At 69.9% G+C, this 12,940-nt stretch carries 14 protein-coding genes; 3 read left to right on the top strand and 11 right to left on the bottom strand.

Annotated elements, in window-relative coordinates:
- Nucleotides 1–20: 20 nt before the first annotated feature.
- The 7 genes from BLW84_RS29055 to BLW84_RS29025 all read right to left on the bottom strand — a co-directional run bounded on the left by BLW84_RS29055 (nt 21) and on the right by BLW84_RS29025 (nt 5,582).
- Nucleotides 21–635 (bottom strand): histidine phosphatase family protein, encoded by a 615-nt coding sequence (locus BLW84_RS29055; RefSeq protein ID WP_093271613.1) that lies wholly within the window; start codon nt 633–635, stop codon nt 21–23.
- Entirely contained in the window at nt 632–1,030 is a 399-nt protein-coding gene (rsfS, locus tag BLW84_RS29050; protein ID WP_093271611.1) for a ribosome silencing factor, read from the bottom strand. Before rsfS ends, BLW84_RS29055 begins: the two co-directional genes overlap by 4 nt.
- A gap of 177 nt (nt 1,031–1,207) precedes the next feature.
- Nucleotides 1,208–1,831 carry a nicotinate-nucleotide adenylyltransferase gene (gene nadD, locus BLW84_RS29045; RefSeq protein WP_093271608.1) on the bottom strand — a complete coding sequence of 208 codons (624 nt, stop codon included), beginning with the start codon at nt 1,829–1,831 and terminating at the stop codon, nt 1,208–1,210.
- A 286-nt stretch (nt 1,832–2,117) separates the two neighbouring features.
- Nucleotides 2,118–2,339, bottom strand: coding sequence for a ferredoxin (locus BLW84_RS29040; protein ID WP_093271606.1), 222 nt, complete (start codon nt 2,337–2,339; stop codon nt 2,118–2,120).
- 28 nt (nt 2,340–2,367) lie between these two features.
- A complete protein-coding gene (locus tag BLW84_RS29035) occupies nt 2,368–3,573 on the bottom strand; it encodes a cytochrome P450 (RefSeq protein ID WP_093271603.1) in 1,206 nt (401 codons plus the stop codon).
- An 81-nt stretch (nt 3,574–3,654) separates the two neighbouring features.
- Nucleotides 3,655–4,239, bottom strand: a complete 585-nt coding sequence (locus BLW84_RS29030; protein WP_093271600.1) for a TetR/AcrR family transcriptional regulator — start codon at nt 4,237–4,239, stop codon at nt 3,655–3,657.
- Nucleotides 4,240–4,241: 2 nt separating this feature from the next.
- Nucleotides 4,242–5,582: a glutamate-5-semialdehyde dehydrogenase gene (locus BLW84_RS29025; RefSeq protein ID WP_093271597.1), complete on the bottom strand. Its 1,341-nt coding sequence runs from the start codon at nt 5,580–5,582 to the stop codon at nt 4,242–4,244.
- 89 nt (nt 5,583–5,671) lie between these two features.
- Here BLW84_RS29025 and BLW84_RS29020 point away from each other — a divergent pair, with 89 nt between their 5' ends.
- A complete protein-coding gene (locus BLW84_RS29020) occupies nt 5,672–7,792 on the top strand; it encodes a RecQ family ATP-dependent DNA helicase (protein ID WP_093271593.1) in 2,121 nt (706 codons plus the stop codon).
- A gap of 48 nt (nt 7,793–7,840) precedes the next feature.
- Here the strand turns inward: BLW84_RS29020 and BLW84_RS29015 are convergent, their stop codons facing one another.
- From BLW84_RS29015 to BLW84_RS29005, 3 genes are all read right to left on the bottom strand, one after another.
- Nucleotides 7,841–9,478 carry a DUF885 domain-containing protein gene (locus BLW84_RS29015; protein WP_245761454.1) on the bottom strand — a complete coding sequence of 546 codons (1,638 nt, stop codon included), beginning with the start codon at nt 9,476–9,478 and terminating at the stop codon, nt 7,841–7,843.
- A gap of 157 nt (nt 9,479–9,635) precedes the next feature.
- Entirely contained in the window at nt 9,636–9,833 is a 198-nt protein-coding gene (locus BLW84_RS29010; RefSeq protein WP_093271587.1) for a DUF397 domain-containing protein, read from the bottom strand.
- Nucleotides 9,830–10,681 carry a helix-turn-helix domain-containing protein gene (locus tag BLW84_RS29005; protein WP_093271584.1) on the bottom strand — a complete coding sequence of 284 codons (852 nt, stop codon included), beginning with the start codon at nt 10,679–10,681 and terminating at the stop codon, nt 9,830–9,832. Before BLW84_RS29005 ends, BLW84_RS29010 begins: the two co-directional genes overlap by 4 nt.
- A 252-nt stretch (nt 10,682–10,933) precedes the next feature.
- Here BLW84_RS29005 and BLW84_RS46560 point away from each other — a divergent pair, with 252 nt between their 5' ends.
- Both BLW84_RS46560 and BLW84_RS29000 read left to right on the top strand, forming a co-directional pair.
- Nucleotides 10,934–11,173, top strand: a complete 240-nt coding sequence (locus tag BLW84_RS46560; protein WP_143061139.1) for an HC3 family zinc finger protein — start codon at nt 10,934–10,936, stop codon at nt 11,171–11,173.
- 117 nt (nt 11,174–11,290) lie between these two features.
- On the top strand, nt 11,291–12,568 hold the full coding sequence (locus BLW84_RS29000; RefSeq protein ID WP_093271581.1) for an MFS transporter: 1,278 nt from the start codon (nt 11,291–11,293) through the stop codon (nt 12,566–12,568).
- Between the two features lie 75 nt (nt 12,569–12,643).
- Here the strand turns inward: BLW84_RS29000 and BLW84_RS28995 are convergent.
- Nucleotides 12,644–12,940: IS3 family transposase (locus BLW84_RS28995; RefSeq protein WP_218157506.1), on the bottom strand; the 297-nt coding region annotated here is incomplete at its 5' end.

Below are 12,940 nucleotides of genomic sequence, written 5' to 3'. Positions count from 1 at the left end.
ACGTCACGGGCCGGGTGCGATCAGCCCTCGACCCCGGCGTTGAAGGCGACCAGCCGCCAGCGTCCGTCGTCGCCGCTGCGCCGCTTCAGCACGACCCAGTGGCAGTTGCCGATACCGCCCAGCCCCGGCCACAGGTCCAGCGGCAGGCCGACCAGCTTGGCGGTCAGCGCGGTGATCAGCCCGCCGTGCGCGCACAGCAACGCGGAACCGCGCGGCGGGCCGTCGAGTTCCTCGACGACCTCCAGCGCGCGCTCGGCCACCTCGACGCGGGACTCGCCGCCCGGCGGCGCCCACGTCGGGTCCGCCCGCCACGTGCTCAAGGCACCGGGCCAGTCCTTCTCGACCTCCGCGACGCTGAGCCCCTGCCACTCCCCGAGGTGCGTCTCGCGCAGCCGCTTGTCCAGCCGCACCGAAGCCCCGCTGACCTCGGCGAACGCGGCCGCCGTCGTGCGGGCCCGGTTCAGGTCGGAGCTGAGCGCGACGTCCGGGGCGAACCGGGCGATCGCCGGCGCCGCGCGCCGGGCCTGCTCCTGGCCGGTCTCGGTCAGCGAGCTGTCGAGATGCCCCTGCATGCGGCCCGTCGCGTTGTAGTCGGTCTCGCCGTGCCGCCAGAGCACCAACTGGTCGAGGCTCACGATTCGACGTCCGGCGAGTCCGTCTCGGCGGGCGCGTTCTGGTCCTCGAACTCGATCCGCGGGCAGTCTTTCCACAGCCGTTCCAGCTGGTAGAAGGCGCGCTCGTCGGAGTGCTGGACGTGCACCACGACGTCGACGAAGTCCAGCAGGACCCACCGGCCCTCGCGCGCGCCTTCGCGGCGCACCGGCTTGGACCCGGCGGCGCGCAGCTTCTCCTCGACCGCGTCGACGATCGCTTCGACGTGCCGCTCGTTGGGCGCGGATGCGATCAGGAAGCAGTCGGTGATGACCAGCTGCTCGGAGACATCGAGCAGGACCACGTCGGTGGCCTTCTTGTCCGCCGCGGCCTGCGCCGCGATCAGAGCCAGCCGTCGGGCGTTCTCGGTGGCTGCCACGTCACTCCTTTCGGGTGGGTCTGGTGTGCGACCCACGCCGGGTAGAGGATAGCCAGCCCGCACCGCACCAGGCCGAACCCGCCTCCACGGCCATCGGCCGCAACGTCCACACCTGAAGCGCGTCGCTGCCGGAACACCGGAAGTCCCACCTGGTCAAGCGGGTTCAGGCACCCCCGGTCAGGACGGCGACGCGGGCCCCCACTCCGTTCCGGAATCGTCCCGGTACAGGCCTCGCTTGGTGATGTACTGCACGATTCCGTCCGGGACCAGGTACCAGACCGGCAGGCCCGCCCGGACCCGATCCCGGCAGCCGGTCGACGAGATCGCCATCGCCGGGATCTCCACCAGCGACACCGCCCCCGCGGGCAGGTGGGCGCCGTTGAGCGAGTAGCCGGGCCGGGTCACGCCGATGAAGTGCGCCAGGTCGAAGAGCTCTTCGACCCGGTGCCAGGACAGGATCTGCTCCAGCGCGTCCGCACCGGTGATGAAGTACAGCTCCGCGTCCGGGAACTGCTCGTGCAGATCCATGAGGGTGTCCGCGGTGTAGGTCGGGCCGCTGCGGTCGATGTCGACGCGGCTGACCAGGAATCGCGGGTTGGACGCGGTGGCGATCACCGTCATCAGGTAGCGGTCCTCGGCGGGACTGACCACCTCGTGGCTCTTCTGCCACGGCTGGCCGGTGGGCACGAAGACGACCAGTTCCAGACCGAACTGGGCCTGCACCTCGCTGGCCGCGACCAGGTGTCCGTGATGAATGGGATCGAAGGTGCCACCCATGACCCCGATCCTGCGACGAGACATAGCTGCCAAGCCTAGGAAGTCGACGGCCCGGGTTGGTCAGCGGGGCGTGCGTCGTGCATCACGCCGGCTGTGGGGCCCGGCTCGCACTCCCCTGCGAACCGGGCCTCACGCCACGCCGACCGCGGAGCCCGGCCCACGCTCCCCCCTGAGCCGGGCCCCACGGCCCTGCACGACCCTCGGCGGCTGGGGGCCCACCGCGGGTCGTCGGCGCTGCCGTTTCTCAGGCGCGCACCGGTGTGACGGGCGCACCCGGGCACCCATGACGCGGACACGAATGTGTCCTACGTCACTCTTCCGGGGCTACTACGTCGCCGGTGTCGGCGTCCTTGACCAGGATCGCCTCCACGGGGCAGGACTCGGCCGCGTCGATCACCTGGTCCGCCGGCTCCACCGCCGCCTTCCTGGCGCAGCCGTACCCGTCCACCAGCTCGAAGTGATCAGGCGCGACACCGGCGCACATGCCGGAACCGATGCAGGTGTCCGCATCGACCTCGATCGTCCAGCTCATTGCCCACCTCTTCCAGTCATGAGGGAGATCACTCGACACCTTGCCACGTCAGCACCATCCGCTGGGGGCCGCGGACGAGCATTCCGCTCTTCCACTCGACGTCTTCCGCGGACGTCGCGAACCGCAGCCCCGGCAGCCGGGTCAGCAGCGTGCGCAGCGCGACCTGCAGCTCCAGCCGCGCGAGCTGGGCGCCGAGGCAGTGGTGCGGGCCGTGCCCGAAACCGAGGTGCGTCGCCTCCCGGCGGGTCAGGTCGAGCTGTTCGGGATCGTTGAACACCGCCTCGTCGCGGTTCGCGGCCGACGAGCTGACCATGACCGGCTCGCCGGCCCGCACGAGCACGCCGCCCAGCTCCACGTCCTCGGTGGCGTATCGCGGGAAGCCAGCGCCGACGCCGAGCGGCACGTAGCGCATCAGCTCCTCGACGGCCTGCGGCACCACGTCGAGGTCCGCGCGCAGCTCGGCGAGTTGCTCCGGGTGCGTCAGCAGCACGTAGACGAAGTTCGGGATCTGGGTCGCGGTGGTTTCGTGACCGGCCACCAGGATTCCCGCCGCCAGCCGGACGAGTTCGTCCTCGGACAGCTTGTCGTGCTCGTCGCGGGCCGCGATCAACGCGCTGAGCAGGTCGTCGGCCGGTTCCTCGCGGCGTTGAGCGATCAGCCCGGCGATGTAGCCGAACATCTTGTCGATGTAGTCGGTCACCTGCTCTGGGGTGAGCTTCGTGGTGGACAGGAACGCGTCCGACCACACCCGGAAGTCCCCGCGATCGACGTAGGGCACGCCGAGCAGTTCACAGATGACGGTGATCGGCAGCGGCAGCGCGAATTCCTCGACGAGATCGACGGGTCCGCCCTGTTCGATCATCCGGTCCACCAGGCCGTCGGCGATCTCCTGGGTCCGCGGCCGCAACTGTTCCACGCGGCGCGCGGTGAAGGCCTTCGCCACCAGCTTGCGGAGGCGGGTGTGGTCCGGCGGATCCATGCTGAGCAGCCCGCCTTGCGGGTTGTTCGGCCGCAGCCTCGGCTCGTCGTGGTCGAGCGCGGCGGCGCGGCTGAAGCGCGGATCGCCCAGCACGATCTTGGCGTCTTCGTATCGGGTCGCGAGCCAAGCCGTCTCGCCGTAGGGCAGCTGGATCCGGGTCAGCGGTTCCTGCTCGCGCAGGTGGGCGTAGATGGGATCCAGGTTCAGCTTGTCGGCCGCGCTGAAGGGATAGGTCCTCGGCTCCGTGGTGGTCATGCACAGCTCCCGTTGGCCGTTATGTAAGCAGTCGCTTACATAACCACCGTACGCGGGCAGCGGTGCAGGTGCACGCCTTGATCACTTTTCGTCCGGAAGATCCGTTCGTTCCAGCAGAACGGAAATCCCGCGCGCCACGTGCCGCGCGACCGCATCGGGATCGGCGTCCGCCAACGGGGATTTGCCCAGCACCGAACGGACCATGCCGATCCCGAACAACCACGCCAGCACCAGATCCGCGCGCAGCTCAGCGTCCGGTGCGTCCGTGAGCTCCGCCAGCCGGGCCGCGTAGCGCGCTCCCAGCTCCTCGCGCAGCACGTGCGCGGCGCGCTCGTCGCTGTAGGAGCGCAGCATCGCCGCGATCGGATGCTCAGGACCGCTGAGCTGGTCCGCGGACAAGAGGTTGTCGAGGATCCGCAGCGGCAGTTCCTCCGGCGGCTGCGCTTCGAGCAGCCGGGCGCTGTTGTGGCTGAGCACCGCCGCGAAAAGCTCCTGCTTCGAACCGAAGTAGCGGAACAGCAGGGCCTGGTTCACCCCCGCCCGCGCCGCCACGTCGCGCACCGTGGTCGCGTTGAAGCCGCGCTCGGCGAACAACGCCGACGCGGCCTGCAACAACGCGTCCTTGGTGGCGGCCGAGTCACGTTTGCGGCGCGGCGCCTGGGTCAAGGTCAGCTCCCCGGGCAGGAACTGGTGCTCGACGGGGCGGAGCCCGGCCGCACGTGCCCGTCGCCGAACGCCAGCCACTTCGTGGACGTCAGCTCCGGCAGGCCCATCGGGCCGCGGGCGTGCAGCTTCTGGGTGGAGATGCCGATCTCGGCGCCCATCCCGAACTCGGCGCCGTCGGTGAACGCGGTGGAGGCGTTGACCATCACCGCCGCGGCGTCCACCTGGACGGTGAACTGCCGGGCCGCGCGGACGTCGCTGGTCACGATGGCCTCGGTGTGCCCGGAGCCGTGGGCGCGGATGTGGTCGACGGCGTCGGGCAGCGAGTCCACCACCGCCGCCGCGATGTCCAGCGACAGGAACTCGGTGTCCCAGTCCTCGTCGGTCGCCGCGACCACGTTGGAGCCGCCGACGGCGACGACGCGCTCGTCGCCGTGCACCGTCACGCCCGCGCCCTGCAGCTCGGCGAGCGCTCGGGGCAGGAACTCCTCGGCGATGTCCTTGTGCACCAGCACGGTTTCCGCCGCGTTGCACACGCTCGGACGCCGAGCCTTGGAGTTGAGCAGGATCCGCAGCGCGGTGTCGATGTCCGCGGTCGCGTCGACGTACACGTGGCAGTTGCCGACACCGGTCTCGATCGCGGGCACCGTGGCGTTCTCCACGACCGCGGCGATCAGCCCGGCACCGCCGCGCGGGATCACCACGTCCACCAGTCCGCGCGCGGTGATCAAGTGCTGCACGGACGCCCGATCGTGGCACGGCAGGAGCTGCACGGCGTCGGCCGGCAGGCCGTGCTCGCGGACCACGTCGGCGAGGATCGACACCAGCGCGGTGTTGGAGTGCTCCGCCGAGGACGAGCCCCTCAGCAGCACCGCGTTGCCCGCCTTCAGCGTCAGGCCCGCGGCGTCCACGGTGACATTGGGACGCCCCTCGTAGACGATCCCGACCACGCCGAGCGGCACCCGGACCTGCTGCAGCTGCAACCCGTTGGGCAGCACGCTGCCGCGCACCACCTCGCCCACCGGGTCCGGCAGGCCCGCGACCGTGCGCAGCCCGTCGGCCATCGCCTCGACGCGCTCGGTGCTCAGGCTCAGCCTGTCGATCAGGCTCTCCGGCATCCCGGACTCGCGGCCCGCGGCGACGTCCCGGTCGTTGGCGGCGAGGATCTCCGGCGTCCGCCGCACCAGCGCGTCGGCCATCGCGTGCAGCAGCGCGTCCTTGTCGCCCCGGGTGGCCTGCGCCAGCTCGGCCGCCGCCCGCTTGGCGCGCTGCGCCGCGTCGCGGACCTGCTCCCGCAGCTCGTCGCCGGACACCTTGCCTGTGATCGTGGACTCGGTGGTGGTCACGCGCCCAGACTAGTCCGTTCGGGCATCGTCCCGGCACCGGATTTCACCCCGGACGTGCTGCGTCGTGGGCATCGGGTAGGAATCGGGGCGTGGACGAAAACGCGCTGCGCGAACTCGCCGACGACCGACTCCGCGCGCTGGCCGGCCCCGATGCCGCGCTGCGCGAGGACCAGTGGAGCGCCATCCGCGCCCTGGTGCTGGAGCGCCGCCGCGCGCTGGTGGTGCAGCGCACCGGGTGGGGCAAGTCCGCCGTCTACTTCATCGCCACCGCGCTGCTGCGCGAGCTCGGCGAGGGCCCGACGGTGATCGTTTCGCCGCTGCTCGCGCTGATGCGCAACCAGGTCGACGCGGCCGCGGCGGCCGGGGTGCACGCCGCCACGATCAACTCCGCGAACCCCGACGAGTGGGCCGACATCGAGGAGCAGGTCGCCGCCGGTGAGGTGGACGTGCTGCTGGTCAGCCCGGAGCGGCTGAACAACCCCGACTTCCGCGACACGATCTTGCCCGAACTGACGCAGACCGCGGGTCTGCTGGTGGTGGACGAGGCGCACTGCATCTCCGACTGGGGCCACGACTTCCGCCCGGACTACCGGCGGCTGCGGACGCTGCTCACGGAGCTGCCGGAGGGCGTCCCGGTGCTGGCGACCACCGCCACCGCGAACGACCGCGTCGTGCAAGACGTTGCCGACCAGCTCGGCGTCGGCGGCGAGTACACCGACCCGCAGGAAACGCTGGTGCTGCGCGGCACCCTGGACCGGGAGAGCCTGCGGCTGGGCGTCGTCCGGTTGCCCTCGGCGGAGGCGCGGCTGGGGTGGCTGGCGAGCCACCTGAAGGAGCTGCCCGGCTCCGGCATCATCTACACGCTGACCGTGGCGGCGACCGATGAGATCGCCGCCTACCTGCGCGATCAGGGCTACGAGGTGGCGTCCTACTCGGGCCGCACCGATCCCGCCGAGCGGCAGCAGGCGGAGGCGGACCTGCTGGCGAACCGGGTCAAGGCGCTGGTCGCGACCTCGGCGCTGGGCATGGGTTTCGACAAACCCGACCTCGGTTTCGTGGTCCACCTGGGCGCGCCGTCCTCGCCGATCGCCTACTACCAGCAGATCGGCCGCGCCGGGCGTGGCGTGCAGCGGGCCGAGGTGCTGCTGCTGCCCGGGCCGGAGGACCGCGACATCTGGAGCTACTTCGCGTCGCTGGCGTTCCCGCCGGAGCCGACGGTGCGCGCGGTGCTCGACGCGCTGGCGCAGCAGGAGCGCATGTCGACGGCCGCGCTGGAGCCGCACGTCGAGCTGGGGCGCACCCGGCTGGAGATGGTGCTGAAGGTGCTGGACGTCGACGGGGCCGTCCGCCGGGTGAAGGGCGGCTGGGAGGCCACCGGCGAGCCGTGGCACTACGACGCCGAGCGCTACGCCCGCATCGCCGCGGAGCGGAAGTCCGAGCAGCAGGCGATGCTCGACTACCTCGGCACGTCTTCGTGCCGCATGGAGTTCCTCCGGCGGCAGCTCGACGATGCGGCGGCCGAACCCTGCGGCCGCTGCGACAACTGCACCGGCTCCGGCTATTCCGGGGACGTCGACGACCAGGCCGTGCAGCAGGCCGGGGAGCGCCTGCGGCGGCCCGGCGTGGAGGTTTCGCCGCGCAAGATGTGGCCGAGCGGCATGGATTCGCTGGGCGTCCCGGCATCCGGCAAGCTGCCCGCCGGGGAGCAGGCCACCACGGGGCGGGCGATCGGGCGGCTCACCGACATCGGCTGGGGCAACCGGCTGCGCGAACTGCTCGCCGCCGGCGCGCCCGACCAGGAACTGCCGGACGACCTGTTCCAGGCCGGGATCAAGGTGCTGGCCGCGTGGGATTGGGCGGAGCGTCCGGTGGGCGTGGTCGCGCTCGGTTCGCGGACGCGCCCGCAGCTGGTGCGCAGCCTGGCGGAGCGGATCGCCACGATCGGCCGGCTGCCGCTGCTCGGCGAGGTACTGACGAACCCGAACACGACGCCCCGGCGCGCCACGAACAGCGCGCAGCGGGTGGCTTCGCTGTGGCAGCAGTTCAAGGTGCCCGAGGATCTCGCCGCCAAGCTGTCCACACTGGACGGACCGGTGCTGCTGATGGACGACTACGCCGACACCGGCTGGACCGTCACCGTCGTCAGCCGGCTGCTCCGCCGGGCGGGCGCCCCGGCGGTCCTGCCCTTCACCCTCGCCACCACCTCGTGAGCCGGGGCTCGTGAGCACTTCGGGGCGATCCGAAGTGCTCACGAGCGTTCACCTGGCCGAACTCCACTCCGCGATGACCTCGTCGAGGACCGGCATCGGCAGCGGGCCGTTGCCGATGACCACGTCGTGGAAGGCCCTGAGGTCGAATGCCGGGCCCAGCTGCGCTTCGGCCCTGGCGCGCAGCCGCTGGATCTCCAGCCGACCGACCAGATAGGACAGCGCCTGCCCCGGATTCTCGATGTACCGGTCGGTTTCGGACTGGATCTCGACCTCCGGCATCACCGTGTTCGCGCGCAGGAAGTCCACCACTTGCTCGCGACTCCAGCCGAAGGCGTGCAGCCCGGTGTCCACCACCAACCGCGCCGCGCGCATCGAATCCATCGCGAGCATGCCGAGCCGGGCGACGTCGTCCGAGTACAGGCCGGCCTCGTCGGCGAACCGCTCCGCGTACAGGCCCCAGCCCTCCATGAACGCGTTGATCCACGCAGACCGCCGGATCAGCGGCACCCCGGTCAGCTCCTGCGCGAGGGTGATCTGGAAGTGGTGTCCCGGAACGGCTTCGTGGAACGCCGTGGCCTCGGCCAGGAAGCGGGGGCGCTCCTCGGCGCGGTAGGTGTTGGCGTAGTAGATCCCCGGCCTGGAGCCGTCCAGCGGCGCTGGGAGGTACGAGGCCGCGGTCGCATTCGCCTCGCGGTCCGCCGGGACGGCTTCCACCCGGCACCGCTGCGCCGGCTGCCGCCCGAACCACTCCGGCGCCGCTTCTTCGGCGCGGCTGATCGCCGCCTGGGCCGCCCCGAGCAGCTCCGCGGCGTTCTGCCAGCGCAACGCCGGATCGGTGCGCATCCGCTGCTGCACCTCGGCGGCGGTTCGCAGGCCGAATTCCCGCGACCCGATTTCCGCGTATTCCTCGGCAAGTCCTTCGATCGCCGCGAGTCCGGTGCGGTGCAGGTCCTCCGGAGTCCAGTCGACCGTGGTGTGCATCCGGGCCAGTGCCGCGTAAGTCTCCGCCCCGCCTGGCAGCCAGCACAGCCCCGGCCGGTCGTCGGGCCGGCCGTGCGGCTGGATCTCGGCGTGCAGGACGTCGCGGTACGCGGCGAACGCCGGCCGGACCACGTCCGCGAGCAGCCGATCCCGCTCGTCGGCGCTGCGCAACGGCGCCTGCCGCAACGGATCGCTTTCCGGAGCCGACAGGTAGGCGTCGAGGTGCGCGACCGCATCCCGGACCCGGCGCGCGACCGGCGTCCGCCCCGTCGCCGCGCCATGGCGGTGCCGATCCGCCGCCTTGGCAAGGAAATCGGGGATCGCGGCAAGCCTGGTCAGGAAGTCCTGTTCCTGCTGCGGCCCGGACGGCCGGACGGCGGGCAGGATTTCGAGCAGCTTGGCGATCGGCGAGATCAGCAGGTCGTGCATGGTGTGTTCGACCAACCGCGCGCCGAGCCGCGTCGCGACCGCCTCGGCCTGTTGCACCACGACGCCGCGGGTGATCCGGTCCTCGGGCGGCGGATCGAGCGAGCGGGCCGCGGCGGCGATGCGCAGCGCGCGCTCCCGGATCGCGGACTCCGCGGACTCGTCGAGATCGCCCAGCCGGTGGTCGATTCCCGGTATCCCCTGTAGGAGTTCGTTCAGCGGATCCTCGTCCGCCAGGACCTCGATCAGCTCGTCGGCGAGCTCGCGCGCGGTGTTCACCGGACCAGTCTGCCCGGCATGGCAACACATTAGAATGAATTCGGCCAAAGGCGCAATTCACCCGAAGCGGGTCGCGAAAAGGGGCGAAGGCGAACGAAATGCGGAAAACGGGCCCGGTGCCCTCGAACCGACGCCGAGGGCACCGCAGGAGTCGACGTCAGGAATCGAATCGGCCGGCGCGCACCCCGGCGACGAACGATCTCCATTGATCGCCCGAAACCGCGAAGTACCCCGCAGCCCTGTTCTTCGAATCCCGGACGGCCGCGCCGTCACCGAAGCGGCCGACCTCGACGCAGTCCGTCACCTGCGCCGACCGGCTCGACTTCCGCCAACCCACCGGTTGTGCCGTACTCACGCAATGACCTCCATCTCGTTCGCACACCTTGCGATGAACCCGATCGATTCGTCGTGATCCATCGCGAACGAGAGCAGGGTAGTGATCGCGTCCAGGTATTCCTGCGCTAGTCCGGGGTTGTACAGAAAGGCGGCGGACCGGTAGTGCTCCAAGTGGACGATCGGCTGCGCCTTCGGGAATTCGAACAACACGAACGGGCCGACATGACCGGGATGCCAGGACGTCGAACCGCTCGCCACGACGCGGACGTCGATGTTGGACCATTCCGCCAGTTCGGCGACCTTGCGGAGCTGATCGGCCATCACGGCGTGCCCACCGATCGGTTCCCGCAGCGCGTGCTCGCTGATGATCGCAGTCAGGTGCGGGCCGTTGCGCGCGGAGAGGATCTCCCGGCGGCCGACGCGCATCAGCACCAGCTTCTCCACCTCGCCTACCGGCCTGCCGCGCATCACGGCGCGCGCGTAGTCGGAGGTCTGCAGCAGCCCGGGAACCAGCCCGGTGGCCACATTGGTGATGCGGGTGGCGGTGCGCTCGAACTCGATCAGCGCGGTCAGCTCCTGCCGCACGCCTGCGCGATCCGCGGTGAGCCAGTTCGGCACGTCGGCGTCGCGCGCCATCTCGACGAGTCGATCACGTTCGGTAGCCGAAACTCCCAGCGCCGTCACGAACGCGGCCACCACTTCCGGCGGCGGCACGGACTTGCCCGTCTCGTACCGCATCAGCTTGACGTGATTGGTGTCGAGCTCCTGTGCCAGCACGCGGAGGCTCTTGCCGACCAGTTCCCGGGCTTCGCGCAGTTCAGCCCCGAGCGCACGGGCCTTCGGCGTGCCGCCAGTGGTACGGGTCATGAAACCTAGCGAAACAGAATTCGGGTCTGGTAACTACTACCTGTTCAGGTAATTGGCCATCCGTTTCAGTACCACCAGAATGGTACGTGCGACGACGTCCGACCAGGAGGGCACCAGCCTAGTCTCGCAGCCACCCGGCGCGTCCTCGGTGTCCAGTACCGCGTTCCCGGCGGCGTCGTACTCCCGGAACCGGCTGCCGGACGCGACAAGCGGCGGACGCCTCAGTCGAGTTGGAACAGGCGGTGATCTTGCATGCCTCACCCGTTTCGCTGGCAACCCGGCGACGGACAGCGCCACGCCACGCGGAAACCTCGTCCCCGCGGCGGTTTTCCGGTGGACGCGCAGATCGAGACACTGTGCGGTAAGCAGATCACCGCGGACAACTCCGACGTCGCCTGGCTGTGGACGACGTGCCCGGAGTGCAACCGGTTCGCGCACGAGCTGACGGGTACACCGATCGCCCCCTGTAGTCCAGCTCCTCCCACTGGGTGAATTGGGATCTTCCGTACGGGCGACCCAGACCGTACTGTGTCGTCACCCGTACGAAGCCCGGAGAACAACAGCACATCTCCGGCGCACGGGCGTCCTGCCACGACACCGGAGGATGCGATGGCGCACGAAGCGACGACGACCGAGGATTCCCGACTACCCATCCGAACCCTGGTCGCCGCCAGCATCGGCAACGCGGTCGAGTGGTACGACTGGACCATCTACACCGCCTTCAGCGTCTACTTCGCCACGGCGTTCTTCCCCGGTGAACTCGCGCTGATCAACACGCTGGCCACGTTCGCGCTGGCGTTCTTCTTCCGCCCGCTCGGCGGCTGGCTGCTCGGGCGGTTCGCCGACCTCCGGGGCCGCAAGACGGCGATGCTGGTGACCATCTCGCTGATGGCCGGCGGCTCGCTGATCATCGGCCTGCTGCCGACGTTCGAGTCGATCGGCTGGGCCGCCGCGATCCTGCTGATCCTGGCGCGCATCGGGCAGGGCCTCTCGCTCGGCGGCGAGGTGTCCAACGCATCGGCCTACCTGGCGGAGATCGCTCCGTCCGCCAAGCGCGGCCGCTACTCGGCTTTCTTCTACATCTCGACCGGCTCCGCGCTGCTCGTCGCCTCGCTGCTCGGCTACGCGCTGACGGCACTGCTCACCGAGGAGCAGCTCACCGACTTCGGCTGGCGGATCCCGTTCCTGATCGGTGGCGTGCTCGGGCTGCTCGGCATCTGGTTGCGCCGCACGCTCGAGGAGACCGAGCAGTTCGAGGACAACCGCGCTAAGGCCAAGGCGCTGAAGAATCCGCTGTGGATGACGCTCAAGCACCACCCCAAGGCGGTCGGCCAGCTGGTGGGCTTCAGCATGCTGTCGACGCTCTGCTACTACACGTTCTTCAGCGCGCTGACGCCGTTCGCGGTGAAGACCCGGCACGCCGACGCGACCGACGTGTTCCTCGCGCTGTCGATCGCGACCGCGCTGTTCATCGCGCTGCAGTACCCGATGGGCGCGCTGTCTGACCGCATCGGACGCAAGCCGCAGATGCTGGTCTGGTCGGCGGCGACCGCAGTACTCATCGTGCCGCTGTCCACATTGGTCCGACCCGGGCTGGGTGGCCTGCTCGTGGTGTTCTGCGTGGGAATCGCGCTGTACACCGCGATGACCTCGATCGCTCCGGCGATCATGTCGGAGCTGTTCCCGACCGAGCTGCGCGGCCTGGGCATCGGCGCCTGGTACAACCTCACCGTCGCGATCTTCGGCGGCACTGCCCCGCTGGTGATCCAGGCGCTGGCGCGCTACGAACTGTCGACGATGTTCTTCTGGTACATCGCAATCGCCTCGGCGATCGCGTTCTTCGTGATCCGCACGCTCCCCGAAACCAAGGGCACCGAGCTCCGCTGACCTCGATTTCACCAGACGACGAAGGGCACCTCCGATTGAACTGGTCCCCGGGAGTTGGACTCGTTAAGTAAGAGTCTAGGCAGCGAGGGTCTGGGCCCGGTATTGCACCGGGCTCAGGCCCTCGCAGTGTGTGTGGCCCCGGTCGGTGTTGAACCACGTGATGTAGTCATCCAGCGCGGTCGTGAACGCCTCAACGCTGAGATAGCGGGTGTGGTGGAACACTTCTTCCTTGAGGTGGCCGAAGAAGCTCTCGATGACGGCGTTGTCGTGGCAGTTGCCTGTGCGGGACATCGACTGAGTCGCGCCCACTCCGGCCAGCAGGTGCCGCCAGGAACGATGCTGATACTGAAATCCCTGGTCGGAGTGCACCAA

The sequence above is a fragment of the Saccharopolyspora shandongensis genome (assembly GCF_900106995.1).
Classification (GTDB): Bacteria; Actinomycetota; Actinomycetes; order Mycobacteriales; family Pseudonocardiaceae; genus Saccharopolyspora; species Saccharopolyspora shandongensis.
The sequence above is the reverse complement of the archived record's forward strand: the minus strand, read 5'-3'. Positions and strand labels throughout refer to the sequence as shown.

Excerpts from the sequence above, each read along its gene's own strand:
- BLW84_RS29035 (WP_093271603.1), bottom strand. The coding sequence starts at position 3,573 with ATGACCACCACGGAGCCGAGGACCTATCCCTTCAGCGCGGCCGACAAG.
- BLW84_RS29000 (WP_093271581.1), top strand. The coding sequence starts at position 11,291 with ATGGCGCACGAAGCGACGACGACCGAGGATTCCCGACTACCCATCCGA.
- BLW84_RS29005 (WP_093271584.1), bottom strand. The coding sequence starts at position 10,681 with ATGACCCGTACCACTGGCGGCACGCCGAAGGCCCGTGCGCTCGGGGCT.
- nadD (WP_093271608.1), bottom strand. The coding sequence starts at position 1,831 with ATGTCTCGTCGCAGGATCGGGGTCATGGGTGGCACCTTCGATCCCATT.
- BLW84_RS46560 (WP_143061139.1), top strand. The coding sequence starts at position 10,934 with ATGCCTCACCCGTTTCGCTGGCAACCCGGCGACGGACAGCGCCACGCC.
- BLW84_RS29040 (WP_093271606.1), bottom strand. The coding sequence starts at position 2,339 with ATGAGCTGGACGATCGAGGTCGATGCGGACACCTGCATCGGTTCCGGC.